Source organism: Saccharothrix sp. S26 (assembly GCF_021390395.1).
Taxonomy (GTDB): Bacteria; Actinomycetota; Actinomycetes; order Mycobacteriales; family Pseudonocardiaceae; genus Actinosynnema.
Window position 1 is genome coordinate 30800 of record NZ_JAJUWT010000010.1, and the last position, 20138, is coordinate 50937.

Consider the following 20138-nt stretch of genomic DNA (forward strand, 5'->3'; position numbering starts at 1 on the left):
GCGGCGCTAGGGAGAAGCCCGGCGCGGTCGCCTCGACCAGGAACGCCGACAGGCCGCGCGACCCCGGTCCGGTGCGGACCACCACGCCGTGCAGGTCGCCGACGTGCTGTTGCCGACGAACACCTTGCGCCCGTTGAGGACGTACTCGTCGCCCACCCGCTCGGCGGTGCTCGCCATGCCGAGCAGGTGCCCGCCCGCGTCCGGCTCGGTGACCGCGATCGTCGGCAAGCACCGGCCGTCGCTGACCCGCGGCGGCAAGTGCCGCTTCTGCTCCTCGTCGCCGAAGTGCACGATCTTCGCGACGCCGAGCTGGGACGCCTGCACCATGGCCCCCATCGCGCCGCTGACGCGGGACAGCTCCTCGATGATGATGGTCTTGGCCAGGTGGCCCAACCCCATCCCGCCGTACGCCGGGTCCGCGGTGACGCCGAGCCACCCCTGCCGCGCGATCAGCCGGGACAACTCGGCTGCGCGACCAATGTCGGGTGAAGGTGTTGCAACATTCGGCGGCAGGTGCGAGGAGGGCTCACGTCGGCGGTGGGCCGGTGTGGCGGGGGATGTGATCGGGAGTATCGGCGGGGTGGAATTGTTCGAGGTCCGCCGCCGGGCCGCGGTGCCGGGCCAGCAGCTCGGCGCGTTCGGCCTGGGCCCGGGCCACCCGCCTCGCCTGGTCGGGCCGGCCGGCCAGCACCCGTTCCGCGCCCACGAACTCGCGCCACGCCTCCGCGTCCGCTTCGTCGGACCCGAGCGAGGCCAACCCGATCCCGCGCCACAACCGCAGCACGCCCACCACCGGCGTGTCCGGCGCCCGGGCCTCGATCACGGCCAGGTGCCGGTCCAGGCACGGCAGCGCGTCGGTCGCCCCTTCGCGCGCCAGCGCCACCTCGCACCACCGGTCGACGGCGTCGGCGGTCACGGGTGCGTCGGGTGCGTGCCGCAGCAGGAGGTCGATGCCGCGCACGAGGTGCGGCCACGCCTCGTCGGCCCGGCCGAGGTCGTCCAACGCCTCCCGCAGGGTGTGGTGGCCGACCGCGGCGGCCAGGCTGCCCGGCGCGATGCGCTCGGCCAGCTCGACGGCCTCGCGGGCGGCCCGTTCGGCGGCGCACGGCTCGCCGCGCGACCGGAGCGTGCGGGACAGCTCGGTGAGCGTGCCGACCACCGCCTCGCCGTCGCGGTCGACGGCCCGCTGGAGCGCCAACGCCTCGGTGAACGCCGTGAGCGCGTCGTCCAGCGCTCCCGTCTCGCGCAACGCGCACGCCCGGCAGCACAGGATCCGGGCGTGCAGCGCACCGCCCGGCTCGGCCCGCTCGACCAGCTCCAGCGCGGTCGTCACCGTCTCCAGGGCGCGGTGCGGGTGGCCGAGCTCCAGGTCCACCCGGGCGTGACCCGCCAGCGCGTGCGCGAGCAGCGTGGCCACCTCGCGGTCGCCGGTGTCGAGCCCGTCCAGCTCGTAGGCGGCCACGGCGTACAGGTCGGCGGCCTCCGGCAACCGCCCGGCGAGCACCGCCGAGTCGCCCTCGCGCAGCCGCCAGCGGGCCAGGCCGACCCGCCCGTTGCGCTCGTCCCGCCGCTTGTGGACCACCGCGCCTCCCGACCGGCGGCGGTGCGGGCCGCCCCGCGGGAGAACGCCGTCCTTTCCTTGATCGGGACGAATCGATCGCCCGTTAGGGGGAGATCGCGCGGTTCACCCGAACGGTCCAGGCGGGCCGGTCGGGTGCGCACGGGTCCGCCGGCCGGTCGCGGACCCGTGGCTCACAGTTGGCCGCTGCGGAACCTGTCCAGCACCCGCCGTTCCCGCTTGGTGGGCCGGCCGGCGCCGCGTTCCCGGCGGGCGACGGGCGCGGGCGCCTCGGTCGGCGGTGGCGGCGGCGGGGTCCGGTCGATGAAGCAGCCGACCGCGTCGGCCGCGCCAACCCGCTTCTGGATCACCCGGACGACCTCCACGATCCGGGTCGTGTCACCCACTCGTGCACGCACCTCGTCACCGGGTGACACGGAGGTGGCGGGCTTGGCCGGCTTGTCGTTGACGCGCACGTGCCCGCCCCGGCACGCCGCCGCGGCGTCGGATCGGGTCTTGGTCAACCGGACCGCCCACAGCCAGCGGTCCACACGGGTGGACTCCACGCCTTACATCATGACCTGTGCGCGGCCGGCGCGGTCACGGGCACGTGACCTGCGCGGGCGGCAGCCGCCGGTCGGTGACGTAGGCGCTCACGTGCTCGATCACGCACGCGTTCATCATCCCTGCGAACAGGTTGTGGCCGGGACCGTCGTGGAAGATCGTGCGGCTGCCCGCGACCTGGTCGGTGACCCGCTTCGTGGCGGCGTGGTCCTGCCAGGTGCCCGCGCCCAGGAACGGCGGCAGCCCTCGGGGCAGCGGCGCGGGCGGGTTGGCCGTCGGCGTCGGCCACCCCGGGCACGTCAGCGACAGGTGCCAGGCCAGCGGGAACGACGCGCCGGTGTTCGGCGCGATCCGCCGCAGCCGCTGCGTGGTCCGCTCGACCCGCGCGAAGTCGGCGTGCGGGAAGTCGAGGCACTCCTTGACCCCGCCGCCGGGCAGGCCGGGGTTCGGGTCGCGGCCCGGCGGGGCGAAACCGGACGCGTCGCCCGCCTCGGCCGCCGTGATCGCCCGCAGCACCTCGTCCCACTGGACGGGGCCGCGCCGCAGCTTGCCGAACGCGAGCGCCTGCAACTGCGTGCCGTCGTAGCCGGTGCTCGCCGTGAGGGCGGGGATCGGCTCGGCGTCGGCCCTGGCGACCAGCGCCTGCCAGCGCCGCTCGACGTCCGGCCCGGCCCAGTCCAGGAACCGCCGCGCGAACGCCTCGTTGTCCCGGGCGATGGCGTCCAGCTCACCGTCCCAGTCACGGGTGCTGTGGTTGCCCGTGCCGTCGACGTAGACCGTGCGCACCCGGTGCGGGTACTTCCGGGCGTACGCCTGCGCGATCACGCCGCCGTACGAGGTGCCGATGAAGTTCACCCGCCGCTCGCGCAGCGCGACCCGGATCGCCTCGACGTCACGGGCGTCGCTGCCGGAGTCCATGTGGTCGAACAGTTCCGGGTCGGTGGCCCGGCACCGCTCGCCGCGGGCGCGGTTGTCGGCGACGAGCCGGTCGAACCCGGCCTGGTCGGCGGGGAAGCGCGGCGTGCGCAGGAACGTCCAGTCGCAGGCCAGGGCGGGCCGGCTCAGGCCGGGGTAGCCGCGCGGGTCCCACGTCACGACGTCCATCGACTCGCGGATGCGGTCGAACAGGTGCGGCCGGGACCGCAGGAGCGCGATCTGATCGCCTTGCGGCCCGCCGAAGTTGACCAGCACCGAGCCCCGGCGCGGGCCGGTCGCGGGCAGGCGGGCCAGCTTCAGCGTGACGGTCCGGGTCGAGGTCACCGGCACGGGCAGGTCGGCGCACTCGGCGGTGACCGCGCTGTCGCCGGGACAGGGTTGCCAGTCGAGCGTTCGGGGCGGCTGGTCGGCGTGCGGCGGCACGAGGAGCAGCAGTGGCAGCAGGAGTTTGATCACGCTGCGCACGCTAGGAAGGCGTCGGGGTCGGGCGCTGTTCGCGATCGTCGCCCGCGGTGTTCACCAAAGTGGATGGCTAGGGTGGCGGCCATGGCGAGGACTGCGCTGCTGCTCGCGGTGGTGGTGGCCGACACCGGGTTGGCGTGGTTGAGCGGGGTCGGCGGGTTGGCGGTCGTGGCCGCGGTGACGGCGGCGGTGCTCGTCGTGGCCGCACGGCGCCCGCTCGCGGCGTTCCCGGCGGCGGTGGCGATGGCGTTGGTGACCGGCGGTTCGCCGGCGTTGCTGGCGTGCACGAGCTACCAGGCCGGTCGGCGCGTCACGACCCGCCGTGAGCTGGCCGCGGTGGTCGCCGCCGCGCTCGCCTACCCGGTCGTGCTGCTGGCGTTGACGCGGCGGTTCGGGGTCGACCCGTGGCCGGTGCTGGCCCGGGTGGCGGTGCTGGTGGCGTTGCCGCTGGCCGCGGGGCTGCACTTCACCCGGCAGACCGAGCTGGAGCGGACCCGGGAACGGCTGCGCATCGCGGCGGACATGCACGACTCGCTCGGCCGGTGGCTCAGCCTGGTGACGGTGCGGGCGGCGGCGCTGGAGGTGGCCCCGCTGCCGGCCGCCCAACGCCCGGTGGTCCGCGACCTGGCGCACGCCGCCCGCACCGCCGTGGACGAACTGCACGCCGTCGTGGCGGCCCTGCGCGACGAGCCCGGCTTGGCGGGCGTGGACGAACTGGTGGACCAGTTCCGCCGGGCCGGTGTCGCGGTGACGGTTGAGCGGTCGGGTGCGCGCCGGCCGATCGCCCGGGACGCGGACCACGCCGCTTACCGGGTGGTGCAGGAAGGGCTGACCAACGCCACCCGGCACGCACCCGGCCGGCCGGTCGTCGTGTCGCTGGACTGGCAACCGGACGGGCTGCTGGTCACCGTGACGAACCCGACCGCCGTGGCCGACCCGACTGCCGTGACCGCCTCGACTCCTATGGCCGACTCGACCGCTGTGGCGAGCCCGACTGCCGTGGCCGACCCGACTGGCACGGCGAACCCGGCCGGCGTAGCGAATCCCGTCGCCGTGGCCAACTCGACCGGCGTGGCGGACTCGACCGGCGTGGCTGCCGCGACTGCCGTGGCCGACCTGACCGCCGTGACCGACCCGGCCGGTGAACCGACCTCGATCGCGCCGGGGACCGGGCTGACCGGCTTGGCCGAACGGGTCCGGGCGGCCGGTGGTCTGTTGCGCGTGCGCGCCGAGCCGGACCGGTTCCGGGTGGTCGCGATGTTGCCGGTCGCGCCGGACCGGGCGGGGGTCCTCGCGTGATCAAGGTGCTGGTCGCGGACGACGAGCCGCTGATCACCGCGGGCATCACGGCGGTGCTGGAGTCGGCGGGCGACCTGGAGGTCGTCGCGGTGGCCGCCGACGGTCGCGCGGCCGTGGACGCGGCCCGCCGCCACCGGGTGGACGTGGCGCTCCTCGACCTCGCCATGCCCGTGCTGGACGGCCTGGCCGCGGCCGCCGCGTTGAGCGGGCCGAGGGTGGTGGTGCTGACCGCGTTCGGCGACGAGGCCACCGTGCGGCGGGCGTTGCGGCAAGGGGTCGACGGGTTCGTGCTGAAGAACTGCGCGCCCGACGAGCTGATCCGCGCCGTGCGGGCCGTGCACGCCGGTGAGGCGTACCTGTCGCCCGCCGTGACCCGGCACGTGCTCGGCATGGTCGCGGTCGACGGTGGGCGTGGCGAGGACGCGGCACGAAGGCTGGCCGCCCTGACGCCCCGGGAGGCGGACATCGTCGCCCTGGTGGCGGAAGGGCTGTCGAACGCCGAGGTGGGCCGCCGCGTGCACATGAGCGAGGCGAGCATCAAGACCTACGTGAGCCGCATCCTGGCCAAGCTGGGCTGTCGCAACCGGGTCGAGGCGGCGCTGTTGGTCCACGACGCCGCGCGGACGTGACCGCGGTGGTGAGGCCCATCGCCCCACCACCGCGAGGAATCACTTCAGGCCGCAGAGCGCGTGGTCGACCAGGTCGGCGGTGACGTCCTTGGTCGGCGTCGGCGCGCCCGGCCGGGCGACCATCGAGTCGGTGTTGATCGACACCACCACGCTGCGCGCGCCGTCCGGCGTCACGCCGTTGCGGGTCTTGAAGCCGGGGATGTCGCCGCCGTGCGACCAGTAGCCGCCGCACGAGCTCGGAACCCACATGATGCCGAGGCCGTACCTGGCACCGGGCCACGCCGGGTCCAGCGCGGGCGCGGCCACCGTCTTCGTCATCTCGGCGAGCTGCGCCGGCCGCAGCACCTCGCCGCCGAGCAGCGCCTTGAGGAACCGGTTGCCGTCCTCGGTGGTGCTGATCATGTCACCGGCCGCGCCGCCCCACGACGGGTTGTAGTGCGTCACGTCGATCGCCCGACCCCACCGCGGGTCGTTCGGGTCGGCCTCCAAGCCCTTCTCCGGGAACCGCTCGTAGGCCGTGGCGTGGGGCTTGGGCAGCCAGGGTGACGTGCCCGGCAGGGAGGTGTCGCGCAGGCCGAGCGGCTCCACGATGCGCTCGCGCACCTCGTGCTGCCAGGTGTGGCCGGTGACGCGTTCGATGACCATGCCGGCCAGGACGTACCCGGTGTTGGAGTAGTTCCACCTCTCCCCGGGGCGGAAGTCCGGCTGTTGCCGCATCGCCAGCGCGACGAGCTGCTCCGGCCGGTAGGTGCGGGTCCGGACGTTCGGGAACTCCTTCTCCAGGAACAGCTCCGGCATGCTGCCCACGTAGTTGTGCAGGCCGCTGGTGTGCTGCAAGAGCTGCCGCACGGTGATCTTCGCGCCGTCGTTGCCGTTGCCCGAGACGACACCGGGCAGCCACCGCTCGACGGTGTCCTCAAGGGACAGTCGACCCTCGCCGACCAGTTGCAGCACGGTCGCCGCCACGAACGTCTTGGTGTAGCTGCCGATGCGGAACCGCGCCTGCCACGGCACGGGCGTGCGCCGGTCCACGTCGCCGTAGCCGCTGCGCACCCGCACGTCACCGCGCGGGGTGTCCACCTCGACCAGCACGCCGGGTGCACCTTGGGCCAGCAACGCGTCAGCGTGCCGTTGGAGGGTCTTGGTGTCGGTGCGGTGCCCGGCGTTGGCCGTGCCCGCCGCGGTCAGGGTCAGGGTCGCGATCACCGCTGTCGCGAGGAGTCGTTTCATGGCACCGAACGCTAGGCACGCGGCGTGCCCGCGTCGTCGCCCCACGACGGCAACTCCACCTACCCCCGCAGGGGTAGTGCGGGATCCGCCCACGGGGTGGCGACGGGGGACGCGGTGCGCGACTACCGTGGGCTGGTGCTGGCGAACCTCAAGCCGATCCGGCTGGACCTGCTGCTCGCGGTGGTGCTGACCACGTTGACCGTGGTGACCACGGCGAACCAGAGCGGCGCGCACGACCCGGTGGCGTACGTGCTGGCCGCGCTCACCGTCGTGCCGATCGCGCTGCGCCAGCTCGCGCCGGTCGCCACCACGGCGGTGATGCTGGGCGCGGTGACGGCCTACAGCCTGTTCGACTTCGGCGGCCTGCCCAGCGGCGGGGTGGGTGTGCTGGTCGGCATGTTCACCGTGGCCACCCTGCGGTCCCGGCTCGTGGCCGCGGTGGTGTTCGCGGTGGCCACGGTGGTGGTGGTCGTGGCGTTCCTGCGGGTCGAGGGGGCCGCGTGGTCGGAGGTGGCGCAGTCGGTGCTGGTCGTGGTCGGCGCGTGGATGCTCGGCGAGGGCACCCGGCGGTGGGCGCACCGGGCCGAGCGGCTGGCCGAGCAGGCGGCGCGCGCGGTCGCCGACGAACGGGTGCGCATCGCGCGGGAGCTGCACGACATCGTCGCCCACCACATGTCGGTGATCTCGTTGCAGGCAGGCGTGGCGCGGTACGTGCTGGACAGCGACCTGGCGACGGCGCGCGCGGCGATCACCACCGTCGGCGACACCAGCCGCGAGGCGTTGACCGAGATGCGACGGCTGCTCGACGTGCTGCGGGTGGACCACGACGACGACTACCGGCCGCAGCCCGGCCTGGCGGCGTTGGACGACCTGGTCGCCCGCGCCCGCGGCGCCGGGCTGCCGGTGGACGTGGTGGTCACCGGCCAGGCGCGCGAGCTGCGCCCCGGGCCGGACCTGTGCGCGTACCGGGTGGTGCAGGAGTCGTTGACCAACGTGCTCAAGCACGCCGGGCCCGCCACCGCGCGGGTCGACGTCGACTACGGGGAGCAGACCCTGGTGCTCAAGGTGACCGACGACGGCCGGGCGACCCGGCCGGGCGACCCCGACCACCAGTCGCACGGCATCCGCGGCATGCGGGAACGCGCCGAGCTGTACGGGGGCGTGCTCACCGCGGGTCCGCGGGCCGAGGGCGGGTTCGGCGTGGTCCTGCGGCTGCCGATGGGCGAGGTGGCGGCGGGGTGACCATCCGCGTGCTCGTCGTCGACGACCAGGCGCTCATCCGCGCGGGCCTGGTCGCCCTGTTCACCGCCGCGCCGGGCTTCGAGGTCGTGGGCGAGGCCGCCGACGGCGAGCGGGCCGTGGCCGCGGCGGCGCGGACCTCGCCCGACGTGATCCTGATGGACGTCCGGATGCCCGTGCTGGACGGCATCTCCGCCACCCGCGCGATCCTCGCCGCGCACCGGGACCGGTCCGACGACGACCCGCCGCGCATCGTCGTGCTGACCACGTTCGACCTGCCCGAGTACGTCTACACCGCGTTGGGGGAGGGCGCGTCGGGCTTCCTGGTCAAGGACACCCCGCCGGAGCGGATCCTCTCCGCCGTCGCCGCCATCGCCGCGGGCGACATCCTGGTCGCGCCGCACATCACCCACCGGCTGATCGAGACCTACGCCCAGCACCACCGCGCCACCGCCGTGGGCGCGCCGCAACTGGCGGCGCTGACCGCGCGGGAGACCGAGGTGCTGCGCCTGGTCGGCAACGGGCTGACCAACGGCCAGATCGCCCAGCGCCTGGTGCTCAGCGAGGCGACGGTGAAGACGCACGTCAAGCGCATGATGGGCAAGCTGGGCCTGTCCAGCCGCGCGCAGGCGGTCGTGGTGGCGTACGAGAGCGGCCTCGTCGTGCCCACGGCGCAGCGGCCCGGGTAGGTCAGGCCGCCAGCCGCGCCAACAACGGCACCGCCCGTGCCGGCTCGGGGAGGTCGAGCATCTCGGCCCGCACGCGTGCCGCCGCCTGCCGGTAGGCGGAATCGCCCAGCACCTCGGCGACCGCCGCGCGCACGTCGTCCGGGGTCGCGGCGACGGGGTCCAGCGCCCGGCCGACGCCCAGCCGGGCGACCTGGTCGGCGTTCTGCGGCTGGTCGGCGCCCATCGGCAGCAGCACGGTCGGCAGGCCGTGCGCCAACGCGCCGATGACGCTGCCCGAACCGCCGTGCGAGACCACCAGGTCGCAGCGCGGCAGCACGGCGTCCTGCGGCAGGTAGCGCTCGACGCGCACGCCGGGCCGTTGCGGGCCGAATGCGGCCGGGTCGACGTGCCGGCCGACCGTGGCGACCACGTCCACCGGCAGGTCGCCCAGCCCGGCCAGCACGCGCGGGAACAGGTCACCCGACTCCGTGTTGAACTCCGTGCCCAGGGTGAAGTAGACGGTCGTCCGGTCGGAACGGCCCACCGGGCCCACCGGCGGCCGGATCGGGAAAGCCGTGTCCGGCAACGGGAACGCCGGGTCGCGGAAGCTCGGCGGGAACGGCGAGATCATCAGGTTCCGGTGCCGCATAGTCAGGTCGGGGTCGGGCGGCAGGCCGAGTCCGGCGCGCAGCTCGCCGATCGCCTCGCCGACCACGTCCGGCCGCACGAACGACCCCGACGCGATCACCTGCGCGTTGGCGAAGGGCAGCCCGAGCTTCTCGGCCGCGAGCACGCTGCCGAAGTCCACTTCCTCGCACACGACCACATCGGGCCGCCACCGGTCGAACAGCTCCAGGTACAGCGGCACCCGCCCGGCCGCGCCCCGCCGCACGAACCCGTCCCGCAGCTCCGCGGCGTCCCGCTCCCGGTCGGGCGTCGGCAACGGCCCGACCCGCACCCGTTCCGAACGTCCCTCGCCGACCGGCAGTGCGGTGAACCCGGCCGCCGCGACCGCCCCGCACCGCTCCGGCCCCGCCGCGACCGCCACGGTGTGCCCGGCCGCGACCACGGCGGAGGCGAGCGGCACCAAGGGCTGGAAGTGCCCCAACCCGCCGATGAAGGTGAACAACACGCGCATCCGACCAGCCTAGGGAAGGCCACCCGGCCTGGTCGGCGCGGGCTCACCCCATCACCGACCCGGCTCTCGGCCGCCAGACCTCCCCGGGTCGTCGGGCCCACCCCGGCCCGCACGTCCCGCGCGCGGATCACCCCGCCGCTCGTCGCACGGGGCCGAGCGGGCACCGGTCCGGGTGGGTGACCTAGCATCCGCGCCGTGGACAAGATTCGGGTCGGCTGCTGGTCGGTGCTCGCGCTCGTCGTCGCGCAAACGCTTTCCACGTTGTTGTCCGGCGACCTGGCGGAGATCCGGATCATCGGCGTGCTGTTCAACCTCGCCGCCGCGGTGTCGGTGTACCTGGTGCTGCGCCGGCCCGGCCGCAACCGCTGGCCCCTGGTCGCCTGGGTGGCCGCGTTCTTCGGTTGGCACGTGACCGGCCTGCTCACCCTCGCGGGCGTGGTGACGACCGGGCTGGACGCGGTGTTCACGGTCGGCAGCGACCCGCGGATGTCGATCCTCTACCAGGTGGTGCTGACGACCGTGGCGGGCTTCGCCGTGCACCTGCTGCTGCCCCGGCCGACGCGGACCTAGGCGTCACGCAGCCGCAGCAGCAGACCGCCGACCAGCAACGCCCCCGTCGCCCACAGCCCCAGCTCGCCCAGCCCCGCCCACGGGCTGATCGGCAGGCTCCCGACGTGCTCGGTGGCCCGCACCGCGAGCCCCGCCGTCATCGGGCTGACCCGCCGCAACCGCCGGACTCACCAGGCGGTCGTCGCGGCCGACGCGTCCGGCCTGGTCGTGCCACGCTTCCGCGGTTAGCCACTCACCACCGGCAAGGTGGCCGTGAGGCACGCACCGCCGTGGTCCGGCGCGTCGGCCACGTCGAGCGCGCCGCGGTGCAGCCGGGCGATCCGGCGCGCGATGGGCAGGCCCAGGCCGGTGCCGCCGGTCTCCCGGGTGCGGGCGTCGTCCAGGCGGGTGAAGCGCTCGAAGACCCGCTCGCGGTCCTCGGGCGGGATGCCGGGGCCGTCGTCCACCACGTGCAGCCACGCCACCCCGTCGGCCTCGGTGAGGCGGACCGTGACGCGGTCGGCGGCGTGGCGCTCGGCGTTGTCCAGCAGGTTGGCGAGCAGGCGTGCCAGCAGGGGACGGCTGCCGCGCACCCGCACGGGCCGGTCGCCCAGGTCGAGGGCCGGGACGCGGTCGCCCCGGCGCGCGGTCTCGGTGCGCACCAGCTCGACCAGGTCGACCACGTCGTCCGAGGCCGCCGCGGGCGCGTGGTCGAGCCGGGCGAGCAGCAGCAGGTCGCCGGCGAGCTGTTGCAGCCGGTAGGTGTCCCGGAGGGCGCCGTCGACCACGGCGCGCCAGTCGGTCAGGTCGGGGTGGGCGTGCGCGATCTCCAGTTCGGCGCGCAGCGCGGCGATGGGGCTGCGCAGCTCGTGCGACGCGTCGGCGACGAACCGCCGGTTCTCCTCCACCGCCGCCTGCAACCGGTCCAGCGTGGCGTTCACCGTGACGGCCAGGCGGGCGATCTCGTTGCGCGTGCCGGGCACGGGCACGCGGCGGGCCAGGTCGTGCCCGGTGATGTCGGCGAGCTCCCGCCGGATCGCCTGCACCGGCCGCAGCACCCGGCCGGTGGCGAACCACACCACGAACGCGAACAGGGCCGTGAGCGCCACCGCGCCGCCGAACAGGCCCAGCACCCGGTGGTTGAGCGTCGTCTGCGCCGCGACGACCTCGTCCAGCACCGGCCCGGGGAAGCGCAAGCTCGGCTGGTCCGGGCCGCCTTCACCGGTGTCGCCGATCCAGAAGGCGTCGATGGCGCGCGGATCGGTGAACGGCCACAGCGACAGCTGCGGGATGTGCGCCACGGAGTTGTACCGCGCTTCGAGGAACACGACCCGGTCGGCGTCCGCGAGCCCGGAGATGGCGTAGTCCCCGATCCGCCGCGAGGTGATCTCGACCTCGTGCTCCCCGCCCGCGCACTCCTCGCCGAGCGACACCTTGCCGGAGGTCCGGCGGGTCGGCGTGCCCGTCATGTCGGTGCTGAGCGCGCCGGAGAGGCAGATGACGGCGAGCTTGGTCGGCGCGGTCTCGAACCGCATCGCCTGGTCGCGCAGGAACACCGCGGCCACGGCGGCGATCCCGAGCAGCGGCAGCGCGATCACCACCGTCGCCACCACCGTCACGCTGACCCGCAGCGACCGCCGCCCGCTCACGCGCCCGCCCCGCCGTCGCCGCGCAGGCAGTACCCGACGCCCCGGACCGTGGTGATGCTCCGCCGCTCGAACGGCGCGTCGACCTTGCGCCGCAGCGCCGAGACGTAGACCTCGACGAGGTTCGGGTCCGGGTCCTGCCGCGAGTCCCACACCCCGGCGATGACCTCGGCCTTGGTCACCACCTGGTCGCGGTGGCGCGCCAGGAACTCCAGCACGGCGAACTCCTTGGCCGTCAACGGGATCGGCACGCCGCGGCGGCGGCACACCCGCAGCGCCGGGTCCAGTTCGAGGTCGCCCGCGCGCAGCACGGCCGGCCGCGCCACCCCGCCCCGGCGGACGAGCGCGCGCAGCCGGGCCACCAGCACCACGTACGAGAACGGCTTGGTCAGGTAGTCGTCCGCGCCCGTGTCCAACCCCTCGGCCTCGTCCAGCTCGCCGTCCTTGGCCGTGAGCATGAGGATCGGCGTCCACACCCCGGCGGCACGCAGTCGCTCGCACACGCGGTACCCGTTCAGCGACGGCAGCATCACGTCGAGCACGACGACGTCGTAGGCGTGCTCGGTGGCCCGCCACAGCCCGTCGCGGCCGTCGTGCTCCACGTCGACCGCGAACCCCTCCGCGGTGAGGCCGCGGCTGAGCAGCTCGGCCAATCGCCGGTCGTCCTCGACCACCAGAACCCGCATGGGCGCCACTATGCCGTGAGGAAGCCCCGTCGTGCCTGAAGTCCGTTTCAGGTTCTTTCAGGGTGGCTTCAGGACGTGTGCGCCATGATTCGGGACGCCGGTCGCCAGGGGGATTCGAGGGGTGGCGACCGGCTGTGCCCGGGTGCGTCGTCGGCGCACCCGGGCACGGCGACTACCGGTCGACCCGCTGCGGGGGCAGCGCGTCGCCCACCAGCGCCAGGTTCTGGATCGCGGCGAGCCCGTACTGGGCGGAGGCGTTGGTCGACACGAACACCGCCTCGTCCACCGGGCGCAGCGCGTTCGGCCCTTCCACCCTGGTCGTCCGCCACGGCAGGCCGGGGCCGTACCCGTCCTGGCCCGCGAAGAACTCGTCCCACGCCCGCCGGGCCAGCGCCGCGTCCCCGGTCCGCGCCGCCGCGTACGCGGTGAGGCGGGAGTGCATCTGGCGGAAGCCGACGTTCCACGAGCCGCCGACCTCGGCCTGCTGCTCCTCCTTGGTCGCGCCGTAGAGCCGGCAGTACTGCAACCACGCCTTCTCGAACGCGGGCTGGTCGACGATCGAGATCAGCTCGCTGCAGATCTCGGCCAACCCGAACACCGCAGACAGGTGCGACACGCTCACCTGCACGCGGTCGGTGGCGAACCGGCCCGTCTCGAGGTTGTACAACGCCTCACCGGTCACGAAGCCGTTCTTCAGCGCCCCGATGTCCTCGATCGTGCCCAGCAGCTTCTGCCGCGCCACGGGGTCGCCGCCGCGTTCCCACTCGGTCAGCCACGCCGCCGCCAACGCGCCCCAGTCCGTGCCCAGGCCGACCGCGAGCGCTTTCGGGTCCGGCGTGTACGGCTCGGTGCGGATCTTGCGCAACGGGTCGAGCGCGACGAACGTGCGGTCCGCGTCCACCAGCTCGCGCAGCAGGTCGCCGACCCGCTCGTCGGCGGTGAGGAAGTAGTAGAACCGGCGGTTGGCCGCCGTGCTGATGCGCAGCTGCTTCGCGCTGCACCCCCAGTGCAGGACGTTGTGCCTGCTCCCGAGGTCCTTCCACTGGCCGAGGTGGTAGACGTCGACCTCGCCGGTGTGCCGCGTCATCGCCTCGGCCATCCGGAACACGTCCGCCCGCCCGCTGCGCAGGTAGGCGTACCAGAGCCACAGGTCGGTCGACAGCTCCGAGTTGTCCCACGCGTAGCCGCCCACGTCGTAGCGCCACTGGTGGCGGTCCGCGTCGTAGGTGTGCATCACGTCGCCGTAGTTCCAGAACCCGTACCAGCGGCGCTGCTCCACCTGGTCGCGGTGGTAGTCGAAGAGGAAGTCCAGCCGGTCCTCGATCGCCGCGCGCGCCGGCGTGGAGCGGTCCACCAACGACCAGTCGCCGAACACGCCCGCCGCGTGCAGGTGCTCCGGCGACGCGACCAGCAGCGGCGGGGTCCGCACCGCCTGCGCCATGGCGGCCAGGCTCGCGTCGTCGGGCGTGGAACCGAGCGCCCACAGCGTCAGCTCGCTGGTGCGCGCCACGCCGTAGGCCGTGCCGAACCCCGGCTCGTAGTCCTCGTAGGTGATCTGCAAGCCCTCCAACTGCTCCGGGAACGTGTCCATGCCCAGGCCGTCGTGGTAGAACCGCAGGTCCATCGGCCGCGCGTCCGGCGACCACAGCCACACCGTCACCTCGGCCTTCTCGCCGGCCGCGCCGCGCACGTCGAGCTGGGTCGGGTGCAGCCGCCAGAAGTCGCGCAGCCCGAACGCCAGGCCGCCGCTCGCGCCGCCGACGTAGCCGAAACCGGACGCCCGCCGTCCCGCGTCCACGTCGACCCACGTGTGGCCGGGCTTGGTGCGCTTGCGGATCGCGAACCCGTCCGCGGTGAGCTGGCTGAGGCTGTAGTCGCCCCACGCCGGGATCAGGTGCAGCCTCCCGCTCACCCGCGTGTCCCAAGTGGACACCGGCGGCAGCTTCGCACCGGCGACCTGGGCGGCGCGCACGGCCGCGCCGGGATCGCGGCGCAGGCCGGTGATGCCGCGCACGGCCTCGCGCAGCAACCCGCCCTCCTCGCCGCCGAACCGGACGTGCCGGTCGTACAGCTCGTCGCGCATCGGCACGTCGAACCGGATGCCCAGACCGCGCAGGCAGTCGTCCTCCGTGCCGTCCCAGACGAACGTGTGGGTCATCCGGATGCCGTCCGTGCCCGCGAAGAAGTACAGCCGCACGGTGAACGGCAGCCACTCGCGCCGCTTCCCCCGGTGCACCCCGTCGACCCGCAGCACGGCCCGCACCGGACCACTCTGCTCCACGATGACGTTGCGCACCTCGCTGACGAACTTCTCCCGCTTCGCGCCGCCGGTCTCCTCGTCCTCGTGGTCCTGCCGCAGGCACACCAGGTGCCCGCGTTGCACGACCGGTCGGCCGTCGCGCACGATCCGCTCGACCAGGTCCGCGCCCCGCTTGCGCACGGTCACCTCGATCACGCCGGTGCGCACCACGACGTGCTCGGCCTTGTCCTGCACCGTCACCGCCTGCGCGGGCGCCTGAGCCGGACCGGGCTCCAGCCGGTACCCGGCGGCGGCGGTCGGCCCGCTGATCGCGTGGGCGCTCCACTTCAGCGAGCCGTCCGGCCAGACACCGGTGGCCCAGGTCTGCACCGGAACCCGCTCGCCCGTCGCCGTGACCAGCGAGAACGTCTGGTCCTTCGGGAACGCGCCCCGCGGCCACGGCACGCCCCACGTGGTGCCGGCGTGCGTGGCGGGCGTGCCGCCTTCCAGCCACGCGAGCGAGGCGTGCCGCGGTGGTTCGACCGGCGCTGCCCGCGCGGTCCCCGTGCCGAACGGCAGCGCGTAGGCCGCGGCCACGCCACCGAGGAAGGTCCGACGGTTCACCTTCGCCATCACGCGCTCCCGTCCACTCGCAGTTCGTCGATGCCGAGGAACCCGGTCGGCGTGCCGGGCGCGCGGCTGGTCAGGGTGAGCCGGATCCGCGTCGTGGTCACCGGGTCGAACGTGACGCGGCCCGTGGTGCCGGCCCACTCGACCCGGGCGTCCGCCACCGGGGCCCAGGCCGAGCCGTCCCAGTGCTCGACCCGGATCGAGGCGGGGAGCTGGTGCGAGGCGTCCACGGTGAAGGAGGACGTCACCCCGTCGACCCGGCGTGCCCTCGGCCACCCCACCGACACCCAGTCGCTCGCGTGCGCCGACGACACGGCGGGCAGCACCTGGGTGGCCTGCTTGGTGTAGGCGTTCGACCAGCGGGTGGCCGGGTCGCCGTCCACCATGGCGGCCGGCACGGTGCTCGCCCGGCCGCTGTAGCTCGCGTCGACCACCGGCGTTCCCGGGGTTGGCGCGGGCTGGAGGATCGGGGTCAAGCCGCCCGGCCCCTTCGGCCCGCGCGGGACGGCGAGGACGGACGCGCGGCCGGACCGCAGACCCGGCGACGACGCCTCGACCGTGATGGGGCCGCCGCGCGCGTCCGACTGCACGATCGCCAGCACCTTGCCGTGGAACGCGGTCATGCCGTCGGACTGGTACGGCTCCACGCTCTCCGGCCGCCCGTTGTCCACGCCCACGAGCCGACCGCCGGTGACGGAGAACGTCACCCGGTTCGCCGCGTTCGGCACGACCACGCCGTAGCGGTCGACCACGTCCGCGGTGACGTAGGTGAGCGACCGGCCGTCCGCCGTGACGACCTTCCGGTCCGGCGTCAGCTTGACCTCCGCCGCCGCGCCGGCCGTGCGCACCACGTCCCGCGCGACCTGCTTGCCGCCCTCGCGCGCGACCGCCACCAGCTCGCCCGGCTCGAACGGCACGGTCCACGTCAGGTGCAGCTTGCCCGCGCTGCCGTTGGGGCTGGTGTAGCTGCCGGGGAACGGCCCGGTGGTGACGGTCTTGTCGTCACCGGTCGGCTCGGTCGTCTCCAGGTACTCCTTGCCGTACGTGGTCTTCTTGCGGTCGAACTTCCGCACGCCGAGCGACCTGCCGTTGAGGAACAGCTCCACGGTGTCCACGTTCGCGTAGGCCCAGACCTGCACCGGCTCGCCGACCTCGTGGTCGGTCCAGTTCATCGGCACGACGTGCACCATCGGGTCGGTCGTCCACTGGCTCTTGAACAGGTAGTACAGGTCCTTGGGGAAGCCCGCGGTGTCCATCGCGCCGAAGTGGGAGGTGCGCACCGGGAACACGCCGTCGTACGGCGTCGGCTCGCCGATGTAGTCCATGCCCGCCCACAGGAACTGGCCGAGGAAGAACTTGCGGTCCCGGTCCTTCTTCAGCCCGTACTCACCGCTCAACGTCCACGACGCCATGTTGTTGTCGTACGAGGACACCTCGCGCTTGCCTGGCGTGTGGTTCTCACCGGTGTTGACCAGCAGCGGGTCCTGGTACGAGCCGCGCGTGGACGTGGAGGACGACGACTCGGACTCGAAGATGAACTTGTCCGGGTACTTGGCGTGCAAGGCGTCCACCGAGGCGGCCGTGTTGTAGTTCAGGCCCAGGCCGTCCAGCTCGGCGAGGATCCGGTCCGGGCCGGAACCCGTGGCGGGCACCCGGCGGTAGGCGTCCGAGCCGAACACGATCGGCCGGCTGGTGTCGATCGACCGGATGTCGGCGGCCAGGCGTCGGGCGGTGTCCGGGCCGAACGGCACCGAGTGGAAGTCCGGGATCTCGTTGCCGACCGACCACAGCACCACGGCGGGGGAGTTCTTCGCCGCGTGCACCATCTCCTTGATGTCCGCGCTGCTGTTGGCCTCGAAGAACCGGCCGTAGTCGTAGGCGAGCTTCGGCCGCCGCCAGGTGTCGAACGCCTCCACCATCATCACGATGCCCAGCTCCTCGCAGAGCTCGACCTGCTCGGGCGACGGCGGGTTGTGCGAGGTGCGGAAGGCGTTGACGCCCATGCCCTTCATCAGCCGGAACTGCCGGGCCAGCGCGTCCCGGTTGACCGCCGAGCCCAGCGCGCCCTGGTCGTGGTGCAGGTCGACGCCCTGGAGCTTGTGGTACTCGCCGTTGACGAAGAAGCCCTCGTTCGCGTCGAACCGCACCCAGCGGAAGCCGAACCGGGTGCTCGTGGCGTCCACCCGCCTGCCCGCGACCGTCACCTCGGTCTCCAACGCGTAGAGGTGGGGGTCCGCCATGGACCACAACCTCGGCGAGGGCACGCGGATGTCGGCTTCCGCGGTCGTCCCGGCCACTTCGGCGCGGTGACGTGCGACGACGCGCCCGTCGGCGTCCTTGATGCGGTATCGCACAGCGATGTCCCCGGCGGCGCGGCCGTTGACCACGTCGGTGCGGACGTGCGCGGTGGCGTGCCCGGACGCGACCTCGCGTTCGACGTCCGGGGTGGTGACGAACGTGCCGTGCCGGGCGACGTGCACGCGGTCGGTGACGACCAGGTCGACGTGCCGGTGAATGCCGCTGCCGGAGTACCAGCGGCTGCTCGGCAGCTTGTTGCGCACCTTCACCGCGACGACGTTCGGCGTCCGGCCGTCCTTGTGCGCCGCCGCCAGGTCGACCGCGAAACCCGTGTAGCCGTAGGGGTGCGCGGTGACCAGCGTGCCGTTGAGGTAGACCTCGGAGTCCATGTAGACGCCGTCGAACTCCAGCGACACCTTCTTGTCCGCGGTCGAGCGCGGCAACGTGAACGTCTTGCGGTACCAGCCGAGGCCACCGGGGAAGTAGCCCGTGCCGCTGCCCGCGGCGGGCGTCATCGGCTGCTCGATCGACCAGTCGTGCGGCAGGTTCAGCACGCGCCACGCCGAGTCGTCGAAGTCGGGCTCGTCGGCGTCGGCGTACGCCGGTTCTTCGTCTCCGGTCGTGTTGGCCAGGGCGAACTTCCACGAGGCGTCGAAGCTCTCGTTCCGGACGGGGTGCGCGGCCGGCTCGCCCGTCGCCGCCGGACTGGTCACCGACCCCGCCGCCACGACGACCGCGATGACCACAGCGAGCACGCGCCTGTGTCCGTCCACCAGCACCCCGGTTCTACGCGTCGTGAACCAACAACACCGATCAGAGAACTTCGCAGAGCGACAGGACGACACAGGATGCTGCCGCTGGTCGCCGTGAGTGTCAATACTCCAGGAAAGCGCTTTCTCGCTCGCTGCCCGCCTCGATCCCGCGAGTCCTACGTCCAGAACGCGTGTGTCCTACGTTCAGAACGCGTGTGTCCTACGTTCAGTACGCGTGTGTCCTACGTTCGGAACGGGTGAGTTGAACGTTCGGGTCAGGGAGCGGCGCGGCCCAGGGTGCTCTGCCGGGCGATCAGGCGGTGGCCGGCGCGGACCTCGACGCCCGGCAACGGTTCGGTGCTGCCGATGCGCGCCAGCAGCCGCTCCACCGCCGTGGTCGCTATGGTCACCTTGTCCGGCGAGATGGTGCTGATCGTCGGGTTGGAGTAGCGGCCGTCCTCGATGTCGTCGTAGCCGATGAGCGCGATGTCCTCCGGCACGCGCAGCCCCCGTTCCAGCGCCACGTGCAGCGCGCCGAGCGCGACCAGGTCGCTGTAGCAGAACACGGCGTCCGGCGGGTCGGCGCGGTCGAGCAGCCGGCGCATCGCGCCCGAGCCGTCGGCCCGGTTGAACCGAGGCGTGCGGATGATCAACGACTCGTCCACCGGCAACCCGGCCTCGGCGTGGGCCTGCCGGTAGCCCGACGTGCGCAGTTGCGCGGCCTCGCCGGTCGGGTACGGCTGGTCGCCGATCGCCGCGATCCGGCGTCGGCCCAGGCCGATCAGGTGCGCGGTCGCCTCCCGGGACGCGGCCACGTCGTCGATGCCGACGTGGTCGAACGTGCCGTTGGACGACCGCTCCCCGAGCACGACCAGCGGCAGCGTGGGATCACCGTCGTCCAGGTCCTCCTGCGCCAACCCGAGCGGGCTGAAGATCATGCCGTCGAACAGCAGGGCCCGCGCGCCGCGCCGGATCAGCTCGCGCTCGTGCGCCGGGTCGCCGTCGGTCTGGTCGATCAGGACGTTGTAGCCGCGCTCGCGCGCCCGCGGGATGATCGCCTGCAACAGCTCGGCGAAGTACGGCGTGTCCAGGTAGGGCACGACCACGGCGATCTGCCCGGACCGCCCGTTGGCGAGGTTGCGGGCGAGCACGTTGGGCCGGTAGCCCAGCTCCTTGATCGCCCGCTCCACCTTCTCCCGGGTCCGCTCGGTGACCCTGGCGTAGCCGTTGACGACGTTCGAGACCGTCCGCGCGGACACGCCCGCGAGCTCTGCTACGTCACGCAGCGTGGCGTCGCGCATCGTTCCCCTCCGTCGGACCGGCGCGGCGGCCCCACCGCTACAGCGCTGCAAAGGAGTGTGCACGGCGGTCCCGGCCGCGACAAGCCCCGACCGCCGGCGAGCCGTACCCGTCTCAAATATCGTTTCAATTAACTCCAGGTGAGGTCTTGCAGCGCGGCAAAAGGCCGTCCATAGTGCTTTGCAGCGCAGCAATACCCGGTGCCACGGTGGCAGACACGGCAAGGTCCCCCGGACCCGCCGGCCGTGGTGCGACACCCGGACCCGACCTCACGGCACCAGCACGCGCCTCGCGGGGGCGCCGCTTTCCCTGTCCG

Annotated in this window: 17 protein-coding genes; 5 read left to right on the forward strand and 12 right to left on the reverse strand. The window is 73.5% G+C overall.

The window, feature by feature from the left end:
• Window positions 1-6: 6 nt before the first annotated feature.
• The 4 genes from LZG04_RS17290 to LZG04_RS17305 all read right to left on the reverse strand — a co-directional run bounded on the left by LZG04_RS17290 (window position 7) and on the right by LZG04_RS17305 (window position 3514).
• Window positions 7-462, reverse strand: coding sequence for an acyl-CoA dehydrogenase family protein (locus LZG04_RS17290; RefSeq protein ID WP_233818181.1), 456 nt, complete (start codon window positions 460-462; stop codon window positions 7-9).
• A 64-nt stretch (window positions 463-526) separates the two neighbouring features.
• On the reverse strand, window positions 527-1582 hold the full coding sequence (locus LZG04_RS17295; protein ID WP_233818183.1) for a hypothetical protein: 1056 nt from the start codon (window positions 1580-1582) through the stop codon (window positions 527-529).
• A 170-nt stretch (window positions 1583-1752) separates the two neighbouring features.
• On the reverse strand, window positions 1753-2124 hold the full coding sequence (locus LZG04_RS17300) for an RNA-binding S4 domain-containing protein (RefSeq protein WP_233818185.1): 372 nt from the start codon (window positions 2122-2124) through the stop codon (window positions 1753-1755).
• Between the two features lie 34 nt (window positions 2125-2158).
• Window positions 2159-3514 carry an alpha/beta fold hydrolase gene (locus LZG04_RS17305; RefSeq protein ID WP_233818187.1) on the reverse strand — a complete coding sequence of 452 codons (1356 nt, stop codon included), beginning with the start codon at window positions 3512-3514 and terminating at the stop codon, window positions 2159-2161.
• Between the two features lie 90 nt (window positions 3515-3604).
• Here LZG04_RS17305 and LZG04_RS17310 point away from each other — a divergent pair, with 90 nt between their 5' ends.
• Together LZG04_RS17310 and LZG04_RS17315 are read left to right on the forward strand one after the other, a co-directional pair.
• Window positions 3605-4819 (forward strand): sensor histidine kinase, encoded by a 1215-nt coding sequence (locus LZG04_RS17310; protein WP_233818189.1) that lies wholly within the window; start codon window positions 3605-3607, stop codon window positions 4817-4819.
• The gene (locus LZG04_RS17315; RefSeq protein ID WP_233818191.1) at window positions 4816-5448 is read left to right on the forward strand and encodes a response regulator transcription factor; all 633 of its coding nucleotides are present in this window, start codon (window positions 4816-4818) and stop codon (window positions 5446-5448) included. The genes LZG04_RS17310 and LZG04_RS17315 overlap by 4 nt, the downstream gene beginning before the upstream one ends.
• A gap of 39 nt (window positions 5449-5487) precedes the next feature.
• Here LZG04_RS17315 and LZG04_RS17320 read toward each other — a convergent pair whose 3' ends face one another.
• Complete coding sequence (locus tag LZG04_RS17320; protein WP_233818193.1) at window positions 5488-6678, reverse strand: serine hydrolase; 1191 nt, start codon at window positions 6676-6678, stop codon at window positions 5488-5490.
• A gap of 114 nt (window positions 6679-6792) precedes the next feature.
• Between LZG04_RS17320 and LZG04_RS17325 the strand changes: the two genes are divergently transcribed.
• Both LZG04_RS17325 and LZG04_RS17330 read left to right on the forward strand, forming a co-directional pair.
• Complete coding sequence (locus LZG04_RS17325; RefSeq protein WP_233818195.1) at window positions 6793-7920, forward strand: sensor histidine kinase; 1128 nt, start codon at window positions 6793-6795, stop codon at window positions 7918-7920.
• The gene (locus tag LZG04_RS17330) at window positions 7917-8606 is read left to right on the forward strand and encodes a response regulator transcription factor (RefSeq protein ID WP_233818196.1); all 690 of its coding nucleotides are present in this window, start codon (window positions 7917-7919) and stop codon (window positions 8604-8606) included. Before LZG04_RS17325 ends, LZG04_RS17330 begins: the two co-directional genes overlap by 4 nt.
• Window position 8607: 1 nt before the next feature.
• Here LZG04_RS17330 and LZG04_RS17335 read toward each other — a convergent pair whose 3' ends face one another.
• Complete coding sequence (locus LZG04_RS17335; protein ID WP_233818199.1) at window positions 8608-9723, reverse strand: glycosyltransferase; 1116 nt, start codon at window positions 9721-9723, stop codon at window positions 8608-8610.
• Window positions 9724-9918: 195 nt separating this feature from the next.
• Here LZG04_RS17335 and LZG04_RS17340 point away from each other — a divergent pair, with 195 nt between their 5' ends.
• Window positions 9919-10293, forward strand: coding sequence for a hypothetical protein (locus LZG04_RS17340; RefSeq protein ID WP_233818200.1), 375 nt, complete (start codon window positions 9919-9921; stop codon window positions 10291-10293).
• On the opposite strand, the gene LZG04_RS17345 is transcribed toward LZG04_RS17340, so the two are convergent.
• The 6 genes from LZG04_RS17345 to LZG04_RS17370 form a co-directional block, all read right to left on the reverse strand.
• Complete coding sequence (locus tag LZG04_RS17345) at window positions 10290-10433, reverse strand: hypothetical protein (RefSeq protein ID WP_233818202.1); 144 nt, start codon at window positions 10431-10433, stop codon at window positions 10290-10292. The genes LZG04_RS17340 and LZG04_RS17345 overlap by 4 nt on opposite strands.
• Before the next feature lie 84 nt (window positions 10434-10517).
• Complete coding sequence (locus LZG04_RS17350) at window positions 10518-11921, reverse strand: cell wall metabolism sensor histidine kinase WalK (RefSeq protein ID WP_233818204.1); 1404 nt, start codon at window positions 11919-11921, stop codon at window positions 10518-10520.
• Window positions 11918-12604 carry a response regulator transcription factor gene (locus tag LZG04_RS17355; protein WP_233818206.1) on the reverse strand — a complete coding sequence of 229 codons (687 nt, stop codon included), beginning with the start codon at window positions 12602-12604 and terminating at the stop codon, window positions 11918-11920. The genes LZG04_RS17350 and LZG04_RS17355 overlap by 4 nt, the downstream gene beginning before the upstream one ends.
• A 172-nt stretch (window positions 12605-12776) precedes the next feature.
• Window positions 12777-15476, reverse strand: coding sequence for a Tat pathway signal sequence domain protein (locus LZG04_RS17360; protein ID WP_233818208.1), 2700 nt, complete (start codon window positions 15474-15476; stop codon window positions 12777-12779).
• Window positions 15476-18526, reverse strand: coding sequence for a glycoside hydrolase family 2 TIM barrel-domain containing protein (locus tag LZG04_RS17365; RefSeq protein WP_233818210.1), 3051 nt, complete (start codon window positions 18524-18526; stop codon window positions 15476-15478). Before LZG04_RS17365 ends, LZG04_RS17360 begins: the two co-directional genes overlap by 1 nt.
• 272 nt (window positions 18527-18798) lie before the next feature.
• The gene (locus tag LZG04_RS17370; RefSeq protein ID WP_233818212.1) at window positions 18799-19824 is read right to left on the reverse strand and encodes a LacI family DNA-binding transcriptional regulator; all 1026 of its coding nucleotides are present in this window, start codon (window positions 19822-19824) and stop codon (window positions 18799-18801) included.
• Window positions 19825-20138: the final 314 nt, after the last annotated feature.

Coding starts and splice junctions, on each gene's coding strand:
- LZG04_RS17310 (WP_233818189.1), top strand. CDS start 3,605: ATGGCGAGGACTGCGCTGCTGCTCGCGGTGGTGGTGGCCGACACCGGG.
- LZG04_RS17335 (WP_233818199.1), bottom strand. CDS start 9,723: ATGCGCGTGTTGTTCACCTTCATCGGCGGGTTGGGGCACTTCCAGCCC.
- LZG04_RS17355 (WP_233818206.1), bottom strand. CDS start 12,604: ATGCGGGTTCTGGTGGTCGAGGACGACCGGCGATTGGCCGAGCTGCTC.
- LZG04_RS17360 (WP_233818208.1), bottom strand. CDS start 15,476: ATGGCGAAGGTGAACCGTCGGACCTTCCTCGGTGGCGTGGCCGCGGCC.
- LZG04_RS17345 (WP_233818202.1), bottom strand. CDS start 10,433: ATGACGGCGGGGCTCGCGGTGCGGGCCACCGAGCACGTCGGGAGCCTG.
- LZG04_RS17370 (WP_233818212.1), bottom strand. CDS start 19,824: ATGCGCGACGCCACGCTGCGTGACGTAGCAGAGCTCGCGGGCGTGTCC.
- LZG04_RS17320 (WP_233818193.1), bottom strand. CDS start 6,678: ATGAAACGACTCCTCGCGACAGCGGTGATCGCGACCCTGACCCTGACC.